The sequence below is a fragment of the Desulfobacter curvatus DSM 3379 genome (genome assembly GCF_000373985.1).
Taxonomy (GTDB): Bacteria; Desulfobacterota; Desulfobacteria; order Desulfobacterales; family Desulfobacteraceae; genus Desulfobacter; species Desulfobacter curvatus.
Genome location: NZ_KB893079.1, coordinates 96,231 through 121,358 on the forward strand (window position 1 = coordinate 96,231; position 25,128 = coordinate 121,358).

The window sequence follows — 25,128 nt, forward strand, 5'->3', positions numbered from 1 at the left end:
AATTCTCTAAAAAAACCAAAGCCCCGCCAAGTTATATATAGCGGGGCTTTGGTTATCGGTAGGCGGTAATACGCTCTGTTCTATTTTTCCCAGAAACGCATGGTGCCGTTTTGTGCAAAGCTAAGATGCATGTTGTAGCACTCGTCCAGCAACTGGGGTTCATGGTGGCCGCCGGTTGCCTTGGTGGCGCGGTCAAGATAATCGTACATATAATCTTTGTAAGCCGGATGGGCACATTTATCAATAACAACCTTGGCGCGGTCAATTGGCGCCAGGCCACGCAGGTCAGCCAGACCCTGCTCGGTAACCAGTACATCAATATCGTGCTCGGTGTGGTCGACGTGGGGAACCTTGGGCACAACACCGGTGATGCCGAATTCATCATTCTTGGTGGCCCGGCAAGAGGGGCAGTGCATCATGGATATGTAAGCGTTACGGATAAAGTCACCGGAACCGCCGATACCGTTCAGCATACGGGTACCGCCTGCGTGGGTGGAGTTGGCATGTGCATACATATCAAATTCAAGCGGTGTATTCATGCCGATGACGCCCGCACGGCGAATAAGTTCCGGATTGTTGGAAATCTGCTGCGGACGCATCATAACCATATTCTTATAGGTTTCAAAATTTTTCCACCAATCAACAAATGCATCGTTAGACAAAGACAGTGACGTACAGTTGATGTATTTGCATTTGCCCGAATCAAGGAAGGGCAGGAAGGTATCTTGCAGAACCTCGGTGAAAACGGTCAAATCTTCAAAGGGACTTGCGGTCAGGCCACCCACAACGGCATTGGCAATGGAGCCCACACCGGATTGCAGGGGAAGCAGGTTCTTGGGCAGACGCCCGGCCTTCACTTCAACCTGGAAGAAATCAACGATATTGTCGGCAATGGCTTGGGCAACATCATCAGTACCGCGCAGCGCACGACCATTGTCAGGCAGCTTGGATTCAACGATGGCGACGATCTTGCTCTTATCGGTGGGAACCCAGGGGGTACCAATACGCTGACGCAGATCAGTCACCGGATAAATTTTACGGTACGGCGGCAAATCGGTTAAAAGGATGTCGTGCATGCCTTCAAATGAGGGCAGACCGGTGTTAATTTCAACAATAATTTTGTCAGCGACATCAATGATTTCAGGCGCAGCACCCACGGCACCGGTAAGAATGATGTCACCGTTCTCGGTAATGGCGGATGCTTCGATAACTGCCAGATCAAGCCCGCCACCCTTATCCATGGTATAAAAACCGTATTTCAGATCTTGAGGGAACATGGAAAGGTGCTTATCACCCATGCGAATCTGGCCGCTGTTGATGGCTTTGCCCAGATTTTTACCTGTCTGGTAGGGCCAACGACGATCAATCATGTTTAATGTGGCCATGCGGTCCTCAACCTCGGCACCGACAGACGCGCCGATAAACAAGTTGAGTCTTAACTTGCCTTGAAGATTGTTTTTCTCAACGTGGTCACACAGCGCAATAGGCACAACTTTCGGATAGCCGACCGGGGTAAATCCGGACATACCAACATTCAGACCATCTTCAAAGTACTGGATACATTCTTCAGGGGTTTTTACCTTGCTGAGCAGCTCTTTGCAACGTACGCGTTCCTCTAATGTAGACATACGCTCTTTCTCTCCTTCATTGAATTTGACTTACGGGTATCGAAGAGATTCCCCTCTGAAGTAGCCTCAACATCTCGACCACCTAACTAAATACCGGGGAACCGCGCCAGTTAAAGGGCCATACCGAAACAGGGTTTCAATAAAATAATACTTAGGAGAGGGTTATATAATGCGTCAGCGAACATAGTCAAGAAAAATTTTTCGGACTCATTCATGGTAAAAACAGCCCCTTATAAGAAAGTATGTTCAACCTAAACAGTGCGTTAAGTTTTTGTTGGGGTTTGAGCATCGGTGTTGATTGATCAAGTTCGCATACGGTTCTTATTAAAAAATAAATTGAATCTAAACGCTTTTTTTTTTAGACTGAAATAAATTCATGCAGTTCCCTTGCCCCAAAAAAAATATAATATTGGAGAAACGATGAAGGAAATAAATTCAGACCGGTTTCTAAGCTATACGCAAGAAGGCAATCCGGACGATCAGAGTAAGGCAGAGGTTAGCCTGGAAAAAAACTTCAAGACGTTGACGGATAAGCTGCCCATCGGTATCATTTTAACTTCAGTGGAAGGAGAAATAATAAATGTCAACCCCGAAGGTCTCCATATGCTGGGTTACAGTTCTGTGGAGGATCTTTCCGGCATCTCCATTCAATCACTCTACTATAATAAAAAAGACCGGGAATTTTTTTTAAAAAAAATGGAAACAGGGTGGGTCAGGGACCTGGAAGTACGATTTCAAAAATCCGATGGCAGCGAAATCTGGTGCTCCATGTCTTCTGTAATCCAGGAAAACAGCCCCAGAGGGCGTTATTTTATCTCCTCGCTTCTGGATATTACCCGGAGAAAAGAGATGGAAGAAGAAAAATCGGACCTTTTAATCCAGTTAACCCAGACCGATAAACTGGCCTCCATCGGGCAGCTTGCAGCCGGCATCGCCCACGAAATTAACAATCCGGTGGGATATGTCACCAGTAACCTGAACTCTCTGGAAGAATACCTGGCCGATATTCGAAAACTCATTGAACTGGATCAAACCCTGATCAGGCGCCTGGATGAAATCACGCTTCCTGAAGTGTTGGCAAAAATGACAGAAGAAGTCCATGAATACGTCCGGGAGATTGACCTTGATTTTCTTCAGGAAGATATGGATGAACTCATAAAAGACTGCATTGACGGACTGGACCGGATCAAAAAAATCGTCATTGATTTGAAGGATTTTGCTCATCCGGGCAAAAAGGATCTCGAACCTGTGGATATCAATGCCTGTATTGAAACCACTCTGAATGTAGCGGCCAATGAGCTAAAATATAAAACAACGGTACATAAAGACCTAAAGGTTGTGCCCTTAATCAACGGCATCCCCCAGCAACTCAATCAGGTTTTTTTAAACATACTGGTAAACGCAGCCCAAGCCATTGAAAAAAAAGGTGACATCAGAATCAAGACATGGCAGAAAAACAACGACGTATTTCTTACAATTTCAGATACCGGCTGTGGCATAGACCCGGAACATATATCTAAAATTTTTGATCCCTTTTTCACCACAAAGGAGGTGGGCAAAGGGACGGGTTTGGGTATGAATATCGCTTATAATATCATTCAACAGCATGGCGGCAGCATTTCCGTTAAAAGCGAAAAAGGCAAAGGGACCACATTTACAGTCAACCTGCCCGTTTCTGAAGACACAGAATAAACCCTTTACCGAAAAAACGCCCGGTCAAAGCGGATAAGGTCACGACATATACCTGATCATCTATGGTTATATCGAACTTAACCCGGCTGATTTGCGATTCAAACACAGGTAAAAATTTTTTCATCACATCTTTGGAAAAATAATCCGCCAAAGGATTTCCCACAATGACCATCTGGTCATTTATTATTAATTTTTCAGCCTGCCGATTGATCAGTATAATTGTCCGATCATAACTCACGCCCATGGCTGCCACAGGAAGCCCCCTGAAAAGCACCCGTGTCAGTTCAAGGGCCTGGTTCTGGAGTTCAAGTTCCCTTGTCCGCTGCTTGATAATATCTTCAAGGTCCTTATTAATTTGTTCCAGCTCTTTATTCTTTGCGGCGACCATAAGGTGCAGGGACTTGTTGGACTGAATAAGGTCATAGCCTTCAAGGGCTTTTCTGATCTCCTGTTTAAGATCGTCATCATTCCATGGTTTTAAAAGGAACTTGTAAACATGACCCTCATTTATTGACGCCTTAATGGAGTCGACTTCAGTATAACCGGTCAAAAGAATTCTTATGGTATCCGGATAAGTCTCCCGGACCTTGGCCAGAAATGAAATACCTGACATCTCCGGCATCCGATGATCTGAAATGACCAGATGAATGTCCCGGGAAGCCATGATCTTTAATCCATCTTCCCCATTTGTTGCAGTCAACAGATCAAAACTTTCTCTTCGCAACAAACGCTTTAAAGCGGAAAGGATTTGTTTTTCATCATCAACACAAAGTATCGTGTGTTTTGGTGTACTATCCATCACCTGATGTTCCATCCCCTTTACGAAACACGGCTTACCCCGTGGCTGTTTTATAAGAAAGTCTGTGTAACCAACACAGATCTTTCAACTTTCGTTGTAGGCTATGCCTGGCAGTTGATATGTCAGGTCAGCCCATGGCTGTTTTATGAAAGTATCCAGTAACTAACTGGATTCGTTCTCTCTTTGTTGTGGGCTGAGTCTGGGGGCTGATAGACCAGGTCAGCCCATGGCTGTTATAGAAAAAACGCCCATGCATCATCAATCAAACGTTCGACCTTGGGAAACCATTTAGGTGCTGTTTCAATCCAGACATTAAACCGTTTTCTGGCATGCATATCGAAATAGGCATACTTAATATTTCCCGGAGATGTGTTGTTGTTCAAAAAATCCGAATAATAGCTGTTAATAATACCATCCGCCGTATTTACGATGATGCTTTCATCAAAAAAGCCTGCGCCGGGTTGAATGGCATGATGAGAATAGATTGTATTGGCCAGATGCGGTGGAAGTTCCCACTTTTTTACAAAAAAATATCCGACTTCGGGATGACAGGCCGGCAGTATTTCTTTTTCTGCGTCCAAGTAAACCAAATCGTTCTGACGGGCATGTTCGATGACCCGAATGAAATCATCGGGAAAATAATGGGCCAGCATCAGTTTACCCATGTCATGAAGCAAGCCGCAGACAAAACATTTTTCAGGGTCTCCAACCCCGGCCTGCTCCGCCAGATATCTGCTGAGAACCGCAACGCCGATTGAATGCCGCCAGAAACGGTCAACGTTGAAATGCGTATTTAACCTTTTCTCAAACAAATGATCCAAAATATTGAAGGTTGAGAGCGATAGGACAATATTTCGTATGGCATCAAACCCCAAAATGATGGCTGCCTCATTGGTGGTTGAAATTTTCTCTCTTAATCCGAAAAAAGCGGAATTTACGAGTTGAAGCATTTTAAACACAATGGCCTGATCCTTTTCGATCACTTTGGATAAAGAATCATTTGTTGTGTTTGGATCATTGAGCATTTCATTTACTTTTGTTACAATTGACGGCAAAGAAGGCAAATCCCGAATCTTTCCAAATCGTTTTATAAATTCTGCTTTTGTTTTATTCAATTGGGGCGCCTCTAAAAAGCTGATTACTGAGGTTGTTCAAACAAATTTTAAATAATTGATATGGAAAATATGACACTAATATCAATTTTTGTAAAGTACGCATCGTTCGGTTTAAGACGCGCCTTCAAATTAACTTTTTGATACGGAAACCATTTCTATGAAGGATATCCTTTTCGTTGATGATGATCCCAAAAGCCTGGCAAGTTTAAAACGAATATTACGCAACTATGCCGCCAACTGGCGCGTCCATATCGCCCAAAGTGTGGATGAAGGTATTCACCTTATTCAGGGGGGAAAAATAGACCTGGTGATCTGCGATATTCTGATGCCTGAAAAAGACGGCTTTGAAATGCTTAAAACACTCAAAGCCGACGAAAAGACAAAATCCATTCCAGTGGTAATGCTCACAGGGATGCTTGACTCAAAATTGAAACTCAAAGCAGTGAGCATGGGCGCTGCTGATCTGCTAAATAAACCCATTGAAAAGGCAGAACTGGTCACAAGAATCAGCAACGGATTGAAAATAAAAGAGTTTCATGATCAGATCCTTGACCAGAACCTTTTTCTTGAAAAAAAAATACAGGAGAGGACCCGGCATGCCATGATGGCTGCAAAGATCGGTTCGATTCTTGTCCGGGGAACGGATATCAATGAAATGGCCGATAAATGCTGCGGTGCCATCGTCCATTATCTTGATACCGCATTTGCCCGAATCTGGATTTTGGATGATGAAAGCAATCAACTTAAACTCATCGCAAGTCACGGCATGCTTACCCCTTTTGACACAAAGCATGGCGATGTTTGCCCCTGCTATTTGAAAGTTGGAAAAATTGTCAAAGAAAAAAGAGTCGTACTTTCCAATTCAATTATTGAAGACCCCGATATAGACGATCAAGCGTGGTTAAAAAAAGAGAAGATAACGGCATTTGCCGGTCACCCCCTTATTGTGGGTGGACGAACAGTGGGGGTTGTGGCAATGTTTTCAAGACGACGGCTCGACACGCCTGAGCTGGATGCCCTTACCTCAATCGCTGATAAGATTGCATTGGGGATTGACAGAAAAAAGGCTGAGGAAAAGGCCTGGTTTTTAGCTTACCACGACACCTTGACACGTTTGCCCAACCGACATTTTTTTTTAAAGGCACTGAAATCCGAGATCGAATATGCAGGGCGGTATGGGAAAAAATTTGCAGTGGCACTCATTGACCTTGATAATTTCAACCGGATTAACGAAAGCCTGGGCCACAATGCCGGAGATCAATGCTTGCAAGACATCTCAGACAGATTAAGAAATTGTTTGAGATCCAGTGACCTGCTGGCCCGCCTGACCTCAAAAGCGACCCCTATGGCCCGCATGGGCGGGGATGAATTTATTATTCTCCTGCAAAATACAAACGACATTTTTGAAATCGGCCAGGCTTGTCAGAGATTGTTAGACGAATTCAACCAGCCCGTTTATGTTAAAAAAAAAGAGGTCTTCATTACTGCAAGTATCGGTGCTGCCGTGTTCCCTGAGGATGGGACAGACCCTGATGGGTTATTGAAAAACACGGAAACGGCACTGTATGATGCCAAAAAAAAGAGGACCAGCGTTTTTTCTTTTTATTCAAAGACCATGAACCAGGCCTCCATTAAATTGTTTGAGATGGGAAATGAACTGAGAAAAGCAATAACCAATCAACAATTTCTGCTCTATTTTCAGCCTAAAGTCGGACTCTTGGAGAAAAAAATTGTGGGAGCCGAAGCCTTGATACGATGGCAAATAGAAGAGGGAAAATTTATTCCGCCTTCTGAGTTTATCCCGGTTGCCGAAAAAAACGGGATGATTGTCTCCATTGGGGAATGGGTACTTGAAACCGCGTGCAAAACCTGCCGGGCATTGCAGCGGACAGGCCATGCAAAGGTGCGTATTGCAGTGAACCTGTCTGCATTCCAACTGGATCAAAACAACCTGGCCGATAGTATAGCAAGCATTCTTGAACAAAATAAAATCTCACCGGAAAGTATTGAGCTTGAAATCACTGAAACCACTATTATGTCAAATCCTGAAAAAGCCATTGAGAACCTTCAGCAATTAAAGCAAATAGGGTTCACTATTGCCCTTGATGATTTTGGAACCGGATACTCTTCTTTGGCCTATCTTCAAAGACTGCCCATTGACTATGTAAAGATAGATATATCTTTTATCAGGCGGATACTGGTTAGCCCCAACGATACCGTAATGGTCAAAACGATCATTGACATGGCGCATAACTTAGGCTTGCAGGTCGTTGCCGAAGGGGTTGAAGAAGATGACCAGACCAAACTTTTGGAAAAATTGGGATGTGACATTGCTCAAGGATACCTTTTTGGCCGCCCCATGCCCGAGCAACAACTCTTGCGGTTGTTTAACCAGACTCCTTAAAACTTGTTGGGTAAACAGATTCCCGAACCATGTCCCCAAAACCCGCCCCTTGCCATCAGCTCTTTTCACACCGTCCTGAAAAACAAGAAAATGAATTTTGGGTCATTCGTGTTGTCCCTTGAATAATCCCCTATTTTAACTAGTTATTTTATATGTTTTTTTATAGTTTTCTATCATGTTGATTTGTAATCATAATCCCTCCATTCTCATTTAGAAATTTCAAGACATACATCTTACAACCGGACACTACTTAGAAAATCCATTTGCGTTAAGACTCGGCACACAGATTGCTATAGATGCGGGTAAAATGGCTGAATAATATGGCCTCACCTAAAATGATCTGCATTTGGAAGGAAAAAAAATGAATAACAATCAGAAAGCCCCCAGGGCAAATATTTTGGTCGAAGATGACAAACCTCCCAGTATACGGAAGTCAGAAGAAGATGACCCTTTGTCCTTGGCCGGGGAAGCTCTCCGTTCTTTATTAACGGCCACTCCCCTGATCCCGGGGAAAAAAACAAGTCCGGTTTCCCACCACAGGAAAACAACCATAAAAACAAAAGCGTTTCGGAAAAAATTCTACCCCCTGATTTCCGATAAAGAATGGAACAACTGGCAGTGGCAGTTGCAAAACCGTATCCAGAGCCACGAAAAGCTCAGCCGGATACTTACCCTGTCCCAGGAAGAGACCCTGGTCAACCGGACCTCCCAGCTTCCGTTGAGTATTACGCCCTATTACCTGAGCCTGATTTCACCGGATGACCCGGACCAGCCCCTGCGCAAATCTGTTGTTCCCAACGTGAACGAATGGCTTCAAATGCCCGGGGAGTCCGACGATCCCCTAGGCGAAGACCACCAAAGCCCTGTTCCCGGCCTTGTCCACCGTTATCCGGACCGGGTCCTGTTTCTGTTGTCGGATTTTTGTTCCACCTATTGCCGGTACTGCACCCGTTCCCGGGTGGTGGGGCACGGGACCATCCATCCCAGCCGGGCACGGTGGGAAAAGGCATTAAAATATATTGAAGAAACCCCTGCCGTCCGTGACGTCCTGCTGTCCGGGGGAGACCCCCTGACACTGGGAGATGACCGACTGGAATGGGTATTGTCAAGGCTGAGGCAGATTGACCATGTGGAGGTGATCCGCATTGGGACCAAAGTCCCGGCGGTTCTTCCCCAGCGCATCACCCCCAATTTGGTAAAAATGTTGAAAAAATACCATCCCCTGTGGATGAGCCTGCATTTCACCCATCCTGACGAGTGCACACCTGAGACCACCAAGGCCTGTGCAAGGCTTGCGGATGCAGGTATCCCGCTTGGCTCCCAGACAGTTCTGCTCAAAGGCATCAATGATTCGGCCAAGACCATGGCATCCCTGATGCACAGCCTGATGAAGATGCGGGTCCGGCCCTATTATCTGTACCAGTGCGATCCCATCACCGGTTCCGGCCATTTCAGGACCTCCATTGAAAAAGGCCTGGAAATCATTCGCAGCCTGCGGGGGGTTACCAGCGGATACGCTGTTCCAACCTATGTGGTGGACGCCCCTGGCGGTGGAGGAAAAATTCCGCTCATGCCCAACTATGTGCATGGCCATACCGCCGACAACCTGGTTATGACCAATTATGAGAACCGCACCTTCCTGTACCCCGATCCGCTTTCAGTCCCTGCTGAAGACGTATTGAAATAAACCAAAACCCAATTTCGCCGTCACAGGCGTATAAAAAAAACGAGGAAAATAAATTGAAAATCGGACTGACCTATGATCTGCGTCAGGAATATCTTGACATGGGGTATAGTGAACTGGAAACTGCTGAACTGGATGCCGTTGAAACCATTGAAGCCATTGAGGGTGCGCTGTTTGAACTCGGCCATGTCCCGGTCCGCATCGGCCATGCCAGGGCGCTGATGAAAGCGCTGGTAAAAGGGGAAACCTGGGACCTTGTTTTCAACATTGCCGAAGGACTCAAAGGGGTGGCCCGCGAAGCACAGGTTCCGGCGATTCTGGATGTGTACGGTATCCCTTATACTTTTTCAGATCCCGTGGTGATGGGCCTTTGCCTGAACAAGGCGTTGACCAAACAGATTATCAGGGATGCGGGACTGGCAACGTCGCCATTCGTGGTGGTTAACGGCGCCCTGCCCCAATCGATTCCCTTTGCGCCGCCCTTTTTTGCCAAACCCGTGGCCGAGGGCACCGGTATGGGCATAACGGAAAAGTCAATTATTGAGGATTCCAAAGCACTTGCCGGAATCTGCCGGGACCTGACCCGTCAGTTTCGCCAGCCCGTGCTGGTGGAGCAGTTTCTCCCGGGCAGGGAATTTACCGTGGGCCTGACCGGGACCGGACCGGAAACCCGGGTCATGGGAACCATGGAGATAGTTTTTACCCCGGCGGCCCAGGGACAAACCTATTCCCTGGAAAACAAAGAAAACTGGAAAGAGCGAGTCACACTGCGTCCTCTGACAGCCGAAAAAGACCCCTTGATCCGGGAGGTGGAGCCTCTTGCGTTTGAATCCTGGAACGTGCTGGGATGCCGTGACGGTGGACGGATTGATATCCGATGTGATCCTGAAGGAAAACCAAACTTCATTGAAGTCAACCCCCTGGCCGGATTGCGCCCGGAATATTCCGATTTGCCCATTTTGTGTGACTATTTTGGGACATCCTATGTCCGGTTGATCGAATGCATCCTTAACTCCGCATTTCAGCGGATGGGCGGCGGTAAATGAAAAAAATCATTGCTGTTGTTTATAACGCTGTGGACCAGGACAGCCAGCCGGATGAACTCGATGTTCTGGACCAGGTGGATGCGGTTTCAAAAGCCCTCGCGGACCTTGACTTTAATCCGGTACCTGTTCCCTGCGGATTGGACCTGGAATGTCTTAAACGTGATCTTATGAATCTTCGGCCCAGGGCAGTGTTCAATCTGGTTGAAGCCCTGGAAGGACAAGGCCGGTTGATTCATGTGGTGCCGTATCTGCTTGACAGCATAGGCATTCCCTATACCGGATGTCCGGCGGATGCCATTTACCTGACCTCCCACAAAACAGCGGCCAAGGAGCGGATGCGGCAGGCCGGGCTGCCGACCCCTGACTGGATCGGTCCCTACCAGGCCGGAATGGCCATACAATCCCTAACATCAACATATTTAAAAAGCAGAATATCCAACGGGCCCTGGATCATCAAGTCCCTATGGGAACACGGATCTCTTGGACTGGAAAAGGAAAATATTATTACGGCCCTGCCGGACAGGCTGGGGCCTTTGCTGGAAAAAGCAGCGCAGGGATTAGGGCATGCCTGTTTTGCCGAAGCATTCATCAATGGCCGGGAATTTAATTTATCCCTGCTTGGGGATGGAAAAGAGGTCCGAGTGCTGCCGCCTGCAGAAATCCGGTTCTTGGATTTTGGACAGGATGAGCCGAAGATCGTGGGCTATCGGGCAAAATGGCATCCCGATGCCTATGAATACCAGCATACCCTTCGCAGTTTTGACTTTCCAGAAACCGACCGGGAGCTGCTGTCCCGCCTTTCCGATCTCGCGCGTTCCTGCTGGAATCTCTTTTCCATGGCAGGGTTTGCCCGGGTGGATTTCAGGGTGGATGAAAACCAAGATCCCCACATCCTGGAGATCAACGCAAACCCATGCATCTCCCCGGATGCAGGGTTTACGGCTGCCTTGGAAAGAGCCGGAATTTCATATACCACAGCCATTGCCCGGATTATGGATGCCGTGATCCGGGCCGGGGAATAGTGTCATGTTCAGGAGCAAAACAGCAACCGTCGGGGGCCATACCTTTCCCAAAGACGTCCGGCTGCGTTATACGCCCCGTGCTTCTGACGTTGAGAATGTCCGGACCCTTGTGACGGAAACGGGATTTTTCAGGCCCGATGAAATCAACATTGCAGCGGAACTTGTGGAAGAGTGCCTGAAATTGGGCGATGAGAGCGGCTATCATTTTGTGATGGCGCAAAAACAAGGCAACCTGGCCGGGTACGGATGCTTCGGCCCCATCCCCTGTACCCTCACCAGCTATGACATATATTGGATCGCCGTTGCACCTAAGTTCCAGGGAAAGGGCCTAGGCAAGTGTATTTTAAGAGAAATGGAGCGGCTGATCCGGGAAATGGGAGGCATCCGGGTATACGTGGAAACCTCAACTCAGCCAGGCTATACGTCCACCCGGATGTTTTATGAACGATGCGGATACCGGTGCGAGGCCGTACTGGATGATTTCTACGGACCAGGGGACGGAAAGGCAATCTACAGTTACCCGACCCGGCCGTGACTTAAACAGGCAAACACATACAAGGAGGAAGCCATGAGTGTCGGGGAGGTTTGCAATCGGGAAGTGATTATTATCGACAAGGACGGTTCTATCCGTGAAGCAGCCGGACTTATGCGAAAATATCACGTCGGTGACGTCGTAATTGTCGAAGAAAAGAACAAAAAGCGTTTTCCGGTCGGAATTTTGACTGACAGAGATATCGTGCTTGAATTAATAGCTCTTGATGTCGACATAAACGCCGTCACGGTTGGTGATGTTATGAGTTTCGAATTAATAACCGCCAGGGAAGAAGACGACGTTATGGAGACAATCAAGCGAATGCGCCACAAAGGAGTCCGCCGTATACCGGTTGTAAACGATCAAGGCAGTCTGGAAGGAATACTTGCGGTGGATGACCTTATAGATCTCCTCGCTAAACAATTAACAGACCTTGCAGGATTGGTCATGGGGGGAACAGCAGCAGGAAGGCGAAAAATGCCTGTGACACTAAGTACACAACGGCATGCAAGTTGCTGAGACCCTATTATTCCCAAATCTTCGTATCCCGGAGATGACCGGTGTATCCGGCAACCTAACAACGGAAGGAGGCAATGCCAAGAAAACGATTAAAAAATTAAGAGCATAACATAAACAGATCCGGCAACGATATACCCTGAAAAAAGCAAAAACCGGGCCGGCAAGGTCTTTGGTTGTGGTTGGCCCACAATGATTGAACATGTTTTAAGGAGAATGAAACATGACCCAAAAAATAAAAGTGATGTTGGTTGACGACGAAGATCGATTTCGGGAAACAGCATCAAGGCTCTTAACAAAAAAAGGATTTGACACTACCATTGCGGGGTCCGGGGAAGAGGCCATCCAAATTCTCCGGACAACTCCCCATGACGTGGTCGTACTGGATGTCAAAATGGAGGGCATGGATGGACATGCAGCCCTTTCGAAAATCAAAGATCTCTCCCCTGAAACCCAGGTCATCATGCTCACAGGGCACGGAACCCAGGATTCGGCCGCCAGTTCCAGGAAGCTTGCCGCTTTTGATTATCTGGCCAAGCCCTGTGACATCGACATCCTTGCCGCAAAAATCAATGAGGCCTATGCGGTGGTGCATACCGATGCAGCCCGTACGGAAAAAAAGGTCAAGGATATCATGACCGAAGTGGACAACTACACCACGGTCACCGTTGATACCACCATCAGAGAAGCGGTGGACAAACTCATGGATTCCCTGACCCAACTGGCATCCGGAAACATGATCCGGGAAGGAGGCCACCGGTCCCTTATCGTGTTTGACAGAGACAAGAATTATGCCGGGTTGCTTCGTATGAAAGACCTGATCCGGGAGGTAAGACCTGCGTATCTGTCTGTCCTGGAATCCTCAAAGGCGGACAGTGTAAGGTTTTCCCACGTATTCACCGGGGGGTGGGACGGACTTTTCACTATCCAGATGAGGGCGCTGGCCGATAAAAAAATCGGAGAACTCACCCTGGATTCCCCACCCATGATTGATAAAGACGCGAACCTCATGGAGGTGGCGGACCTGCTGTTCAAAACCCAGAGAACCCGCCTGATCGTCACATCAGGCAAAAAAGTCGTGGGGATTTTGAGGGAGCAGGACCTTTTCTTTGAAATCGTAAGCATCGTCACCAGATGACCGGATTGGAGGATCACATGAGTCACGAACTGAATATTGCAAACGTGGAAAAAGAAGTCGGGGCGGAAAAAGGCCGGAAATTTACCCTTAAATGGATTGCCGTTTCCATTGCCGCAGGTGTTCTGATCTGGCTGCTCCCTACCCCGGCAGACCTGGGAGTGCGGGGCCATGCCTTTCTGGCTCTTTTGGCGACCGTCGTCCTGTTGTGGACATCCGAAGCCATTCCCATCGGTGTTACCTCCATCGGGGTGGGCTGCGGGCTGATCATTTTTAACATTCAGTCGGCCAAAGCCGCGTGGGAACCTTATGCCAACAGGACTGTCGTTTTTGTTTTCTTTATCATCATGCTCGGGGTCATGCTCGGGCAGACCACCATACCCAATCGCCTGATGGCGTATATTCTCAAAATCGGCGGCAGAAACGTCAAGCGCCTTAGTTTCACGCTGTGCATGGGTGCCACCTTTCTTGCGGCGTGGACCCATGATGCCACCATCACTATTATCCTGCTCTATGCCATGATGCCCATGTTCCTGAAAATGGGGCTGACCCCTGACAAGAGCAACAGCTTTACCAAGCATTTCATGTTCATGATACCCCTGAGTGCCGCCTGTGGCGGCGGTGCGACATTCCTGGGCTCCGGGCGGTCCCCTGCTTCGGCGGAACTGCTCTTCAAGATTACCGGTTACAACATCGGCTTTATGGAATACATGTTATACCAGTTCGTACCCTCCCTGGCCCTGGGACTTGCCACCTGGCTTGCGGTCTGGATCATCTATCCGCCAAAGATCAAGGCATTGCCCATGGAGCTGGCCGTCGAAAAAATGCCGCCTATGGAGAAAAAAGAGAAGCAGCTCGCCTGGATTCTTGCCGGCACCTTTGTCCTCTGGTTCCTGACAGACATTACTAAAATTCACGTTTCAGCCATTGGCGGGTTGTTTATCGTCGTGTGCATGGTCTTTAACGTCGTGGACTGGAAGCGTTGTCTGGACGAGTATCCCTGGAACCCCATCATGGTGTTCGGCGCGGGATTCTCCCTGGGCGTGGCCATGCTCGACACCGGTGCCGGCAATTGGATCGCAACCCAGATTTTCCCGATCTTCACGGGTTCGCCCTGGCCTGTGGTGGCTGCCGGCGCGTCCGCACTGAGTGCCATGATCACGAGCTTTATGGCCAATGCGGCGGCCACGGCATTGCTGGTGCCTGTGGTAGTGCCCATGGCAGACATGGCCGGAACGCCTGTGGCGCCCATTGCCATGGCCGTCCCCCTGGCCACAACCTTTGTGCTGCTGGTCATCGGCTGTCCTCCCACCCTGATTGCCTACGGCTTCGGGTATTTTTCCCAGTGGGAGGCGTTTAAGATCTTGGTGTTCCGGTCAATCCTCGGTATCCTTGTCCTTTGCCTGTGTATGGCCATGTGGTATCCGCTGGTAAAGATGCCGGGCAACATCGACAACATGAAAATTCCGGCCAAGCTGACAGTGTCGGGATATGAACTCACCCAAAGCAAGTAGCGTATGAAGAACAGCCCCGCTCCACACCGGAATTCGTCCGGGTGGGGCGGCAATAAAGGCCGGCACCGTTGCCTCACGCGGCAACGGTGCCAGCCTTTTCCTTTACCGCCTACTCAATTTATCTTGCCAATTACCCTTCAAGTTTGAATGACACTTTTAATTTTACCCGGTATCCCACAATCCGGTTGTCTTCCAGACGCATATCCATTTCTTTCACCTCGGCCACCCGCATATCCCTTAAGGTTTTATCGGCGGTTGACACAGCGGCCTTGGCAGCATCTTCCCAAGATTTTTCAGAAAACCCGACTAATTCGATTATTTTGTAAACATGATTTTCCATAATAACCTCCAAAAATTAAAAGTTAGGGTTTGCTAATGATAAAAAGACCACCATAAATGTTTATTTACGGTGTATCCAAATTAAAATAAGAATACGGGGGATCATGATTACAAGTCAACGCGATAGAAAACTAAAAAAAAACATATAAATTAACTATTAAAAATAGGGGATTATTCAAGGAATAACAGGAATGACCGAAAGCTGTCCTCATTGTGAGGCGTTCTATAACTACGATGATCAAAAAAATGCAATTAGCTGCAACTGCATATCGAAGGTATCGCTGTATTAAAAACAGGTCAATCTTTTTTTTCAGACTGGTCCGGCTCTTGTTGCCGAAAGCGCAACAAAGGGATCGGACACCGGCGGAACATTTTCTGGGCACAGGATCCCACAATAGCGTCGGCCAGACTGCTTCTACCTTTAGCCCCCATAACCACCAAGTCGGGATGCGCGGATTCGACGATCTTTAAAATTTCCTCATGGGGCCTCCCCTCCCGAAGGATGGCCTTGCTGATGGCCTGGACCCCGGCGGTTTGGATCAGGTTGTCCAGCCATCTGCCGCAGTCAGTAATCTTTTCAGATATGATCTGTTCGCACAACACCTCATCATAGGGCTGGAGCGCCTCTTGAATCGCATAGATATCCCGCTGGTTCACCACCGTAACCACCAGAAGCTTTGCATGGACGGCCCAGGCCAGCCGGCCTGCATATTTCAGTGCCGGCAGGGAATGATCGGACATGTCCACTGCCACCAATATGGTTTTAATACCTGCCATAATCCCTCCTCCATCCTTTGTCTGAACTTGTCTTATCCTCTGCTCAGGCCACGTCTGTCTGTGACAGTCCCATCACCCGGGGAGGCAGATGGGAACTACAAGGCCTTTAATTGACGCAGGCTCTTTTTCATCTACCTGATAATCCGGCGTATTCGAGCTGCTTGAATCATCAATCTCAAGAATAACCCGCTTGTTTTCCTTGGCTGCAGCAGCGCCCAATATGAGGCGCATGGCCTGGGCGTTGCGTCCCTTTTTTCCAATGACCTTGCCCAAATCGCCCTTGGCCACCCGGAGTTCAAACACTATAGTCTGGCTTCCTCGGATTTCCAGAACTGAAACTTCTTCCGGGTTGTCGACCATAGCCCGGGCAATGATCCGGACCAAATTTTTCATGTGTGCACCTCCTTTATCCCATGATCCCAATGTATATCTTCAGTCGGAAGCTGAAGGTTCGGTTCTCCCTTGTCTTCGGACACCGGGTGTCCGGTACCCTGATACCACAAGTCCGATCCCCTGCCTCAGACCACATCATTATAATCCGCATCAACAACATCATCTTCTGCGCCTTGTTTCGCACGATTTTCCGATCCGGAAGCCTGGTGGTAGAGCATTTCTGACATCCTGTAAGATGCCTCTTTCAACTCATTGGTCAACCCATCAATCTCGTTTGTATCTTCACCGTCTATGGCTTTTTTCAGCCGCTCGATGATTCCCTCAGTCCTTTTTGGGATCTGACCGTCGATTTTGCCGCTCTTATTTTTGAGTAACTTTTCCGCGGCGTAGATGGCGGCATTCGCATTGTTCTGAGCTTCGACCAAGGATTTTCTTCTCTTATCCTCCCCGGCATGAAGGTCTGCCTCCCGGATCAACCGGTCGATGTCTTCTTTGGATAATCCGCTGGAAGCCGTGATCCGGATGGATTGCGTTTTGCCGGTTGCCAGGTCTTTTGCCGAAACATTTACGATGCCGTTTGCGTCGATATCAAAGGAGACTTCAATCTGTGGAATCCCCCGGGAGGCCGGTGGTATCCCCACCAGATCAAACCGGCCCAGCGTCTTGTTTCCAGAAGCCACTTCCCTTTCCCCCTGGAGCACGTGAATGGATACTGCCGATTGATTGTCATGAACGGTGGAAAAAATTTGGCTCCTCTTGGTCGGTATGGTGGTATTTTTTTCAATCAACCGGGTCATAATCCCACCCAGGGTTTCAATACCCAGGGAAAGCGGGGTGACATCCAGAAGAAGGATATCCTTGAGATGGCCTTTCATAACCGCCCCCTGGATGGCGGCGCCCATGGCCACCACTTCATCCGGATTAACGGTTTTGTTAGGCTCCTTGCCGAAAATCTTTTTCACCCGCTCCTGAACGGCCGGCATGCGGGTCATTCCCCCGACAAGGAGAACCTCATCAAGATCTGAAGCCTTCAGGCCTGCATCCTTCAGGGCTGTTTTGCAGGGGATCTCCAGCTTGTCAAGCAGATGTTCAACAATGGATTCCAGCTTTGACCGGGTCATCTTCATCTCAAGATGCTTGGGGCCGACTGCATCCGCCGTGATATAGGGCAGGTTGATGTCTGTCTGGACCGAAGTCGACAGCTCCTGTTTTGCCTTTTCGCATGCCTCCTTGATCCGCTGCAGGGCCATGGGGTCCTTTCTCAGATCAAGCCCCTTTTCCTTTAAAAATTCATCTGCCAGATAATCAATGATGCTCATATCAAAATCATCTCCGCCCAGATGGGTATCCCCGTTGGTGGATCTGACTTCAAAAATGCCGTTTCCGATATCCAGGATCGAAATATCAAAGGTGCCGCCACCCAGATCGAATACGGCAATTTTTCCTTCATTCTTTTGATCAAGCCCAAAGGCCAGGGCTGCGGCAGTGGGCTCATTGATGATCCGAAGCACATTCAAGCCTGCGATCCTGCCGGCATCCTTTGTGGCCTGACGCTGACTGTCGTCAAAGTACGCAGGTACTGTAATTACTGCGTTCCTTACGCTCTCTCCCAAGTATTGTTCCGCTGTATTCTTGATATTGCCGAGGATGAAAGAGGAAATTTCCGTGGGACTTGTGGATTTGCCCCCCAGGGTCACCCAGGCATCTCCGTTGGACGCCTTTTCCAATTTGTAAGGCAGCTTTTTTCTGTCCTCCTGCACCTGCCTTGAATCGAATTTCCTGCCGATCAGCCGCTTGATGCCGAATACGGTATTTTCAGGGTTGGTGACGGCCTGTCTTTTGGCAAGCTGTCCCACCAAACGTTCCCCACTCTTTGAAATGGCCACAATGGACGGTGTGGTCCGGCTCCCTTCCGGATTCGTCACCACATTTGCCTGGCCCCCTTCCATAATGGCCACGCATGAATTGGTTGTGCCAAGGTCAATACCGATGGTTACATCCATTTTAGTTTCTCCGAATTATGGGTTATAGCCAACAGCGTTGACTCTAAAAAAACAATCCCGCTTGACTTGTTACAAGATCAGCAATTAACATACCAGATTGGAGCGGCCGGTATATTAATTGCTGATTTAAAATGGAAAACGGAGACCCGCATATGAATGATATACATCTACAAAGAGGCAACTCCCCTTTATCAGCCCTGGCAGGAACCTTAATCGAAAACCGGTATCTGGCCCGCAATTTCCGGGGAGAACTCATTGAAACGCCAGGGGATATGTTTCACCGGGTTGCCGCTTCAGTGGCCAGAGCAGACCGGTTGTTCGACCCGGCCGCAGATGTGTCCAAAACCGCAGCCAACTTTGAAGCGGCATTGGCTTCTCTTTCCTTTCTGCCGAATTCTCCCTGCCTGATGAATGCGGGCCGTCCCCAGGGTCATCTGGCTGCCTGCTTTGTTCTGCCGGTGAAAGATACGCTGGAATCCATGTTTCAAACCCTGAAAGAGGCCGCTCTGATCTATGAGGCCAGTGGCGGTATTGGTTTTTCGTTCAGTCGATTGCGGCCCCGGGAAGATACCATCCTCCAGGCGCGTGGAGGGGCTGCCGGGCCGGTTTCCTTCATGAGGCTGCTGGATGCGGTAGCCGGCCTGATGGATCAAAACCGAACCCGGCCGGCTGCCAATATGGCGGTTTTGGATATCAGCCATCCTGATATTGAAGCCTTTATCAACGCAAAGCAGACAAGAGGCGACTTGCGCCATTTCAACCTCTCTGTTGCCGTGGGCGAGCAATTTATGGACTGCCTTAACAGCGCCCGGGACTACCCACTGATTCATCCCAGGACAGGCAACGCTGTGGGGTGTAAAAATGCGGAAAAAATATTCGAAAAAATTGTCTCTTCAGCCTGGCAGACCGGAGACCCGGGCCTGCTTTTCATCGACCGTGTCAACCAGGACAACCCCGTCCCCGGGATGGGGCGGCTTTCTGCCACCAACCCCTGCGGCGAACAGCCCCTGCTGCCCTATGAATCCTGCACCCTGGGATCCATCAACCTGACCAAGGTGGTTGCAAACAGCGAAATCGACTTTTGCAAACTTGACAGGCTGACCCGAACGGCTGTTCACTTTCTGGACAATGCCCTTGAAATCAACAATTATCCGCTGCGGCAAATCCAAGAGGTGAGCCTTACCAGCCGGAAGATTGGACTGGGAGTCATGGGGTTTGCCGACATGTTGATCCTGCTGAATATTCCCTACCAGAGTGACAGGGCAGTGGCAGTGGCCGGCCGGATCATGTCCCATATCCAGAGCAGCGCCGAGGCCGAATCCGCATCTCTATCACTGATACGGGGCAATTTCCCCTGTTTTGACCATAGCATCTTTCCCGGGCAAGGCGTCCTCCTGAGGCGCAACGCCACCCTGACCACCGTGGCCCCAACCGGAACCATCAGCTTGATTGCCGGTGTCAGCAGCGGTATTGAGCCAGTCTTTTCCTTCAAGGGCCAGCGGCGGATCAACGGAGTCCTCATCGACGACATCCATCCCATTTATGCCCGCTACCATGAGGTCCAAAAAACTATCGCAAAAGAGGTGTTTCAGACTGCCTGGGATGTGGCTCCTGAGTGGCATCTGAAGGTCCAGGCCGCGTTTCAGCGCCACACGGACAACGCGGTTTCCAAAACCGTCAACCTGCCTGAGTCCGCGACCCGGGCAGATGTCAGGCAGATATTTCTCAATGCCCACACCATGGGACTTAAGGGCATCACTGTATACCGAGACAAGTCCCATGGCGACCAGGTCCTGAATGCCTGTACTTTCCACCGAGAGGATGGATCAGTATCTTCTGCCTGTTTCTAATCTGCCAGGCAGCCGGCGTGAAAAGTAAAAAGACCTGCCGTGTCAGCTTTTGCTCAAAGGAACGGCCTGTTTTGTCTGATTTATAATTCCCCTATTCTTAATAGGGGAATTGTATATTTTTTTATATTTTTCTATCGCGTTGACTCGTAATCGTAATACGCTTATTCTCATTTAAAAATAAATAGACAACTCTTTTCCCTGTGGATACTGTGAGCTTGTTACATCTGGAAATCCATTATTTCCGGAACTTCTGGACGGGATAACAAAATGGCCTATAATAACAGCCCCATTGAGAAAAAAGATATCCAGCAGCTAATGTCATCGGTAAACCGGGCATTGTCCCATAACCTGAAGTTGGATTATCTTAAAAATCATTCCTGGAAAACCGAGTGGCTGGATTTTGTAAATTCCAAAAATGACCGGATGCAAACAATTTTTGAGAGTATCCGGTCCGTGGCCCCCACCAATGCCACGGTGCTGATTTTTGGAGAGACCGGAACCGGAAAGGGGATGACAGCCCGGTTGATTCATCAGCACAGCCTGCGCTTCAAAAAGCCCTTTGTCTCCATTCATTGCGGCGCCATCCCGGATACCCTCATTGAAAGCGAGCTTTTCGGGTACGAGAAAGGAGCCTTTACCGGCGCAGACCGGCAAAAGCAGGGGAAATTTGAAATGGCCAAGGGCGGCACCATTTTTCTCGATGAAATCGGGACCATCACGCCTTCAGCCCAGATCAAGCTTCTCCAGGTTCTTCAGGAAGGCGTGTTTACAAGGATTGGCGGAGAGTCCTCCTTGAATACTGATGTCCGCATTATTGCTGCGACAAATGCCGACCTGGCCCATCAGGTGGCGATCGGTGGGTTCAGAAAGGATCTGTATTACCGGCTCAATATTTTTCCCATCAATATCCCGCCCTTAAAGGAACGGCCTGAAGATCTCGCGCATCTGACAGCCATTTTTCTTAACCGGTTGAATGCAAAATATGAGAAAGGGATCAGCAGGCTGCACCCTTCCCTCCTGCCGGCGTTTCAAAAGTATGACTGGCCCGGCAATATCCGGGAATTGGAGAATCTTCTGGAGCGGGCCTATATTCTTGAAGATTCTCCCCAACTGATGCCCCATAATTTCCCGTTGAAACCCATGTTGGGATTTGATTCTGAAATCCCGGGCAGCGACACATTTATTTCCATTTCCCAGGCCAGGCAGCAGTCTATTCAGCAGTTTGAGAACTCTTATTTGAAAGCCTTGATGACTAAGGCAAAAGGGCGCATTCAGACGGCCGCCGGAATGGCAGGGATTTCGACCCGGCAGCTCAGCCGCCTACTCAACCGCTACGGATTGAACAAAGATGATTACAAGACAAAATCAGATGCTTGATGCCCCCAAAAAAAGTGACGGATTTTATTCAGCCAGATTCAAACTGATTGCTGGACGTGAACATGTAACCTTTTCTTATTAAATTCTGTCACTAGGATACTCTCTTTTTGGTTAAAACCTGGGGCCAAGGCCTCGGAAAATGCTTTAGTTCCAGACGATAAAAGCCTGGGTCTCAGGCTCATAACCGGTATGGGGCAATGCCTGAACAACTTTTCGGCCACGCTGCCGAAAAGAAATTTGCCGACATTGCCGTTGTCTTTGGCTCCGAATACAAGAAGGTCGGCCTTTTCACTGGTCACCGCTTTGAGGATGACCTTCACAGGGGATCCGAAGTCGACGATTGCCGAAATCCGGTCAATCTCCAGGTCAAGCCGCTTGAACAGCACTTCCATGCGAATCCGTCTACGCCTCACTTCTCGGGGAAAGAAAACAGACGGGTCAAACTCACGTGAATCCTTTGCATTCATGGCGTTCCGGAACGTTTCGACTTCTCTTCTTGAGATGACATGAATGACCGCCAGCTTTGCCCCGGCCATCCGGCAGATTGCGGCCGACCATGACAGGATATGCCCCGTTTCTTCGCCGAAATCCACAGCCGCCAGGACCGTGTTAATTTCATGGGTGACCTGAGCCATATCATTTTTTCCTTTCAAACCGGGTTTTGTCCCTGACGCTGATAACGGGCACCGGGCAATGCCGGAACATCTTCTCTGCTACACTTCCGAACAGGACCCGGGACACGTTTCCCCTGCCCTTGTTAGCCATCACCACTAGATCTATATTCTCAGTTTCAATAGCCTCCAAAATGCTGACAAAGGGCACGCCCACCTCGATTTTGAAACGGATACGCGACTTTTCTTTAAAAAAATGCTGCTTGATCATATCCTGAATCTGGGCCGTCCGTTCCTTTGTCAGCTGGTCGACGTATTCCTTTGCACTGATCATTCCCGGGGCGTAAACAAACATGTCCGGGGCGTAAGAATACACGCGCTCCACCATGTTGGCATCCCGTTTATTGATGACGTTGTAAGCCAGGATACCGGCATCCGACTGTCGGATGAGCTGGACCGCATATTCCAGCACAGGCATGGTGTACTCCGAAAAGTCGACACAGGCCATGATGGTGTAAATATTGATCTGCATAAACTGTCCTCCTTATTCCGGAAAACCTTTTCTTCAGCATGGTCCGGGCCGCCTCGTCCACGGTATGCATGATGAACTGCGGCACTATTGAACATTTGCTTTGCCTCAAAGACACAGCAATTGCTATGCCATAAAAAAAGATAGTTGCAAAAAATATGTTCTGTTCTGGTTTTTAACCATTCCAGATGAGGTCGGTATTTCGGCCCTGGTTTATATGATTTTTGGACTGATGGAATAAGAGGTCATCTCTGTTACCCGCGGAAAATCCCCTATTTTTAATGGTTCATTTATATGTTTTTTTATGTTTTTCTATCACGTTGCCCGGCAAGTAAGTATTCACTATAGTTTTATAAGAAAGTCCAGGCCAGTTACTCAGATCTTTCAAACTTTGTTGTGGGTTAAGCCTGGCAGCTGATATGTCAGGTCAGCCCATGGCTGTTATATGAAAGTTTGTGTAATCCACCTGAAAATCCATACTTCTTTAAACATATATGAATTATAGGAGTGCCCCTATGCCCCATAATTTCAAAAAGCCCAAAATTTTATTCGTAACACCGGAAGTGTCTTATCTGCCGGAAAAAATGAGTACCATGTCCACCTCTCTTAAGGCAAAGGCCGGTGAGTTGGCGGATGCTTCCGCCGCACTCATTGATTCCCTATATAAAAAAGGTGCGGATATCCATGTGGCCCTGCCTGATTACCGCACCCTGTTCAATCATCATGAGAGCCCTTTGTTTCAACGGCAATTGAGCCGAATAAGGAACCGGGACAAGGAAACAAGGATTCATCTGGCTAAAGATTGGATATTTTTCAAAAAAGAAAAGATATATTCCAATTTTGACCAGGAAAATATTAAAAGTTCACTGGCCTTCCAGCGGGAGGTGATCAACACCATTGTCCCACGCGTTCAACCGGACCTGATTCACTGCAATGATTGGATGACGGGGTTGATCCCGGCCATAGCAAGAAAGCTTGGAATTCCCTGTCTTTTTACTATTCACAATATTTATAATAATAAGGCCTTGTTGTCTTTCATCGAAGACAGGGGTATTGATGCCGCGTACTTCTGGCAGAACCTTTTTTTTGAACGGCAGCCCTTGAATTATGAAGAGACCCGTGGCTCAAATCCGGTGGATTTTCTTGCCAGTGGTATTTTCGCAGCTCATTTTGTTAATACGACCCGTCCTGAATTCTTAAAAGAAATGATGCAAGGGCGGCATCCATTGGTTACCCCATCCATTAAACAGGAACTGTCAAAAAAAGTTGCTCAGGGATGTGCCTCAGGGATTTTGAACTACTCGGATGGATCACGCTTACCAAAAAACGATACGGCTCTCTTTAAAAATCAACCTGATGCAGACAGCTCGATGAGAGCAATTGATAAGGCGATGATGTTTTACGAATTACCACGGGACGTAAAGGACCCTCAGCTATCCAGAATCATGAAACAAAGCCATGGAAGGTTTGATCACTCGGTAACAGCAGAACATTATCTCTTGTTGTATGAAAAAATGCTGGAACGTCACGTCTGTGATTCAATAAAAAAAAGGAGATGCGATAAAATAGCCCAAGGGACAAAAACATGTTTCAATAACAGAAAACAATTTGATTTCATTACCCAAGAAGACGGTGGTCCGGATATATTTTTGCATTAATTGAAAATTAATGGTGCCGAGATGAAAAAAAGCAGAACAGATTATAAAAATTTCAACCGGTTATCGTTGAAAGAAAAATTAGTAATGGCGAGTCCGGAGCCTGTCACGCCACTTGTTGGTTCAGCAGAACCACTTAAACTTATTCAGACTCTCCAACGCCTCAGAGTGGAACTGGAAATGCAGAATAAAGAACTACTCCGCTCCCAACAGGAGCTTATGAACTCAAAAATATACTATACGCGACTCTATGACACAGCACCGATTGGTGATTTTACCACTGATTCAAACGGAACTATAATGAATGCCAATCTAACCCTTGCAGATATGCTGTCAATGGAAAGGTCGTCTCTTATAGCTTGGATTTCGCTCTTTGAAAATGTGCGTTTTTCGTTTTTCACCCTTCATTGTCATTGATTGCTCCACCATTAATTCAGCTTGAGTTGCCCAAGTATTGGTAATCATAGTAATGAAGTGGAACGTCCAGAATGAAAAGAATATCTTTTT

General features: G+C 48.2%; 21 protein-coding genes and 1 pseudogene. 13 read left to right on the plus strand and 9 right to left on the minus strand.

The features are described from left to right. Positions 1 to 80: 80 nt before the first annotated feature. Positions 81 to 1,628 (minus strand): succinyl-CoA:acetate CoA-transferase ScpC, encoded by a 1,548-nt coding sequence (scpC, locus tag B147_RS0118535; RefSeq protein ID WP_020588703.1) that lies wholly within the window; start codon positions 1,626 to 1,628, stop codon positions 81 to 83. 420 nt (positions 1,629 to 2,048) lie between these two features. On the opposite strand from scpC, the gene B147_RS28895 reads away from it, so the two are divergent. Then, on the plus strand, positions 2,049 to 3,320 hold the full coding sequence (locus B147_RS28895) for a two-component system sensor histidine kinase NtrB (RefSeq protein ID WP_020588704.1): 1,272 nt from the start codon (positions 2,049 to 2,051) through the stop codon (positions 3,318 to 3,320). Here B147_RS28895 and B147_RS28900 read toward each other — a convergent pair. Next, the gene (locus B147_RS28900; protein ID WP_157237951.1) at positions 3,289 to 4,119 is read right to left on the minus strand and encodes a response regulator; all 831 of its coding nucleotides are present in this window, start codon (positions 4,117 to 4,119) and stop codon (positions 3,289 to 3,291) included. The two genes, B147_RS28895 and B147_RS28900, sit on opposite strands and share 32 nt — an antisense overlap. 233 nt (positions 4,120 to 4,352) lie before the next feature. Beyond that, positions 4,353 to 5,234: an HDOD domain-containing protein gene (locus tag B147_RS0118550; protein ID WP_020588706.1), complete on the minus strand. Its 882-nt coding sequence runs from the start codon at positions 5,232 to 5,234 to the stop codon at positions 4,353 to 4,355. A gap of 157 nt (positions 5,235 to 5,391) precedes the next feature. Between B147_RS0118550 and B147_RS30545 the strand changes: the two genes are divergently transcribed. From B147_RS30545 to B147_RS0118590, 8 genes are all read left to right on the plus strand, one after another. Beyond that, positions 5,392 to 7,638 (plus strand): EAL domain-containing protein, encoded by a 2,247-nt coding sequence (locus B147_RS30545; protein WP_020588707.1) that lies wholly within the window; start codon positions 5,392 to 5,394, stop codon positions 7,636 to 7,638. Positions 7,639 to 7,999: 361 nt separating this feature from the next. After that, complete coding sequence (locus B147_RS0118560; protein ID WP_020588708.1) at positions 8,000 to 9,325, plus strand: KamA family radical SAM protein; 1,326 nt, start codon at positions 8,000 to 8,002, stop codon at positions 9,323 to 9,325. 53 nt (positions 9,326 to 9,378) lie between these two features. Further along, the gene (locus tag B147_RS0118565; protein WP_020588709.1) at positions 9,379 to 10,368 is read left to right on the plus strand and encodes a D-alanine--D-alanine ligase family protein; all 990 of its coding nucleotides are present in this window, start codon (positions 9,379 to 9,381) and stop codon (positions 10,366 to 10,368) included. Beyond that, positions 10,365 to 11,390, plus strand: coding sequence for a D-alanine--D-alanine ligase family protein (locus B147_RS0118570; RefSeq protein WP_020588710.1), 1,026 nt, complete (start codon positions 10,365 to 10,367; stop codon positions 11,388 to 11,390). The genes B147_RS0118565 and B147_RS0118570 overlap by 4 nt, the downstream gene beginning before the upstream one ends. A gap of 4 nt (positions 11,391 to 11,394) precedes the next feature. After that, positions 11,395 to 11,925 carry a GNAT family N-acetyltransferase gene (locus B147_RS0118575; RefSeq protein WP_020588711.1) on the plus strand — a complete coding sequence of 177 codons (531 nt, stop codon included), beginning with the start codon at positions 11,395 to 11,397 and terminating at the stop codon, positions 11,923 to 11,925. A gap of 33 nt (positions 11,926 to 11,958) precedes the next feature. Continuing rightward, entirely contained in the window at positions 11,959 to 12,441 is a 483-nt protein-coding gene (locus B147_RS0118580) for a CBS domain-containing protein (RefSeq protein WP_020588712.1), read from the plus strand. 220 nt (positions 12,442 to 12,661) lie between these two features. Further along, positions 12,662 to 13,576 (plus strand): CBS domain-containing protein, encoded by a 915-nt coding sequence (locus B147_RS0118585; RefSeq protein WP_020588713.1) that lies wholly within the window; start codon positions 12,662 to 12,664, stop codon positions 13,574 to 13,576. Between the two features lie 17 nt (positions 13,577 to 13,593). Next, on the plus strand, positions 13,594 to 15,087 hold the full coding sequence (locus B147_RS0118590; protein ID WP_157237952.1) for an SLC13 family permease: 1,494 nt from the start codon (positions 13,594 to 13,596) through the stop codon (positions 15,085 to 15,087). 130 nt (positions 15,088 to 15,217) lie between these two features. Here the strand turns inward: B147_RS0118590 and B147_RS0118595 are convergent, their stop codons facing one another. The 4 genes and pseudogenes from B147_RS0118595 to dnaK all read right to left on the minus strand — a co-directional run bounded on the left by B147_RS0118595 (position 15,218) and on the right by dnaK (position 18,599). Next, a complete protein-coding gene (locus B147_RS0118595; protein ID WP_020588715.1) occupies positions 15,218 to 15,427 on the minus strand; it encodes a dodecin family protein in 210 nt (69 codons plus the stop codon). Between the two features lie 296 nt (positions 15,428 to 15,723). Beyond that, positions 15,724 to 16,203, minus strand: a complete 480-nt coding sequence (locus tag B147_RS0118600) for a universal stress protein (protein WP_020588716.1) — start codon at positions 16,201 to 16,203, stop codon at positions 15,724 to 15,726. A 171-nt stretch (positions 16,204 to 16,374) separates the two neighbouring features. Continuing rightward, positions 16,375 to 16,596: pseudogene (locus tag B147_RS28910) on the minus strand (KH domain-containing protein); the annotation flags it as partial. A gap of 125 nt (positions 16,597 to 16,721) precedes the next feature. Further along, on the minus strand, positions 16,722 to 18,599 hold the full coding sequence (gene dnaK / locus B147_RS0118615; RefSeq protein WP_020588719.1) for a molecular chaperone DnaK: 1,878 nt from the start codon (positions 18,597 to 18,599) through the stop codon (positions 16,722 to 16,724). 152 nt (positions 18,600 to 18,751) lie between these two features. On the opposite strand from dnaK, the gene B147_RS0118620 reads away from it, so the two are divergent. Further along, positions 18,752 to 20,449 (plus strand): adenosylcobalamin-dependent ribonucleoside-diphosphate reductase, encoded by a 1,698-nt coding sequence (locus B147_RS0118620; RefSeq protein WP_020588720.1) that lies wholly within the window; start codon positions 18,752 to 18,754, stop codon positions 20,447 to 20,449. Positions 20,450 to 20,716: 267 nt separating this feature from the next. Continuing rightward, positions 20,717 to 21,826, plus strand: coding sequence for a sigma-54 interaction domain-containing protein (locus B147_RS28915; RefSeq protein ID WP_020588721.1), 1,110 nt, complete (start codon positions 20,717 to 20,719; stop codon positions 21,824 to 21,826). 38 nt (positions 21,827 to 21,864) lie between these two features. Here B147_RS28915 and B147_RS0118630 read toward each other — a convergent pair whose 3' ends face one another. Together B147_RS0118630 and B147_RS0118635 are read right to left on the minus strand one after the other, a co-directional pair. After that, on the minus strand, positions 21,865 to 22,461 hold the full coding sequence (locus B147_RS0118630; protein WP_020588722.1) for a universal stress protein: 597 nt from the start codon (positions 22,459 to 22,461) through the stop codon (positions 21,865 to 21,867). A 1-nt stretch (position 22,462) separates the two neighbouring features. Next, complete coding sequence (locus tag B147_RS0118635) at positions 22,463 to 22,969, minus strand: universal stress protein (RefSeq protein WP_020588723.1); 507 nt, start codon at positions 22,967 to 22,969, stop codon at positions 22,463 to 22,465. Positions 22,970 to 23,481: 512 nt separating this feature from the next. On the opposite strand from B147_RS0118635, the gene B147_RS28920 reads away from it, so the two are divergent. Both B147_RS28920 and B147_RS0118650 read left to right on the plus strand, forming a co-directional pair. After that, entirely contained in the window at positions 23,482 to 24,624 is a 1,143-nt protein-coding gene (locus B147_RS28920) for a glycogen/starch synthase (protein WP_020588725.1), read from the plus strand. A gap of 21 nt (positions 24,625 to 24,645) precedes the next feature. After that, positions 24,646 to 25,038, plus strand: a complete 393-nt coding sequence (locus tag B147_RS0118650; RefSeq protein WP_020588726.1) for a hypothetical protein — start codon at positions 24,646 to 24,648, stop codon at positions 25,036 to 25,038. Positions 25,039 to 25,128 lie beyond the last annotated feature (90 nt).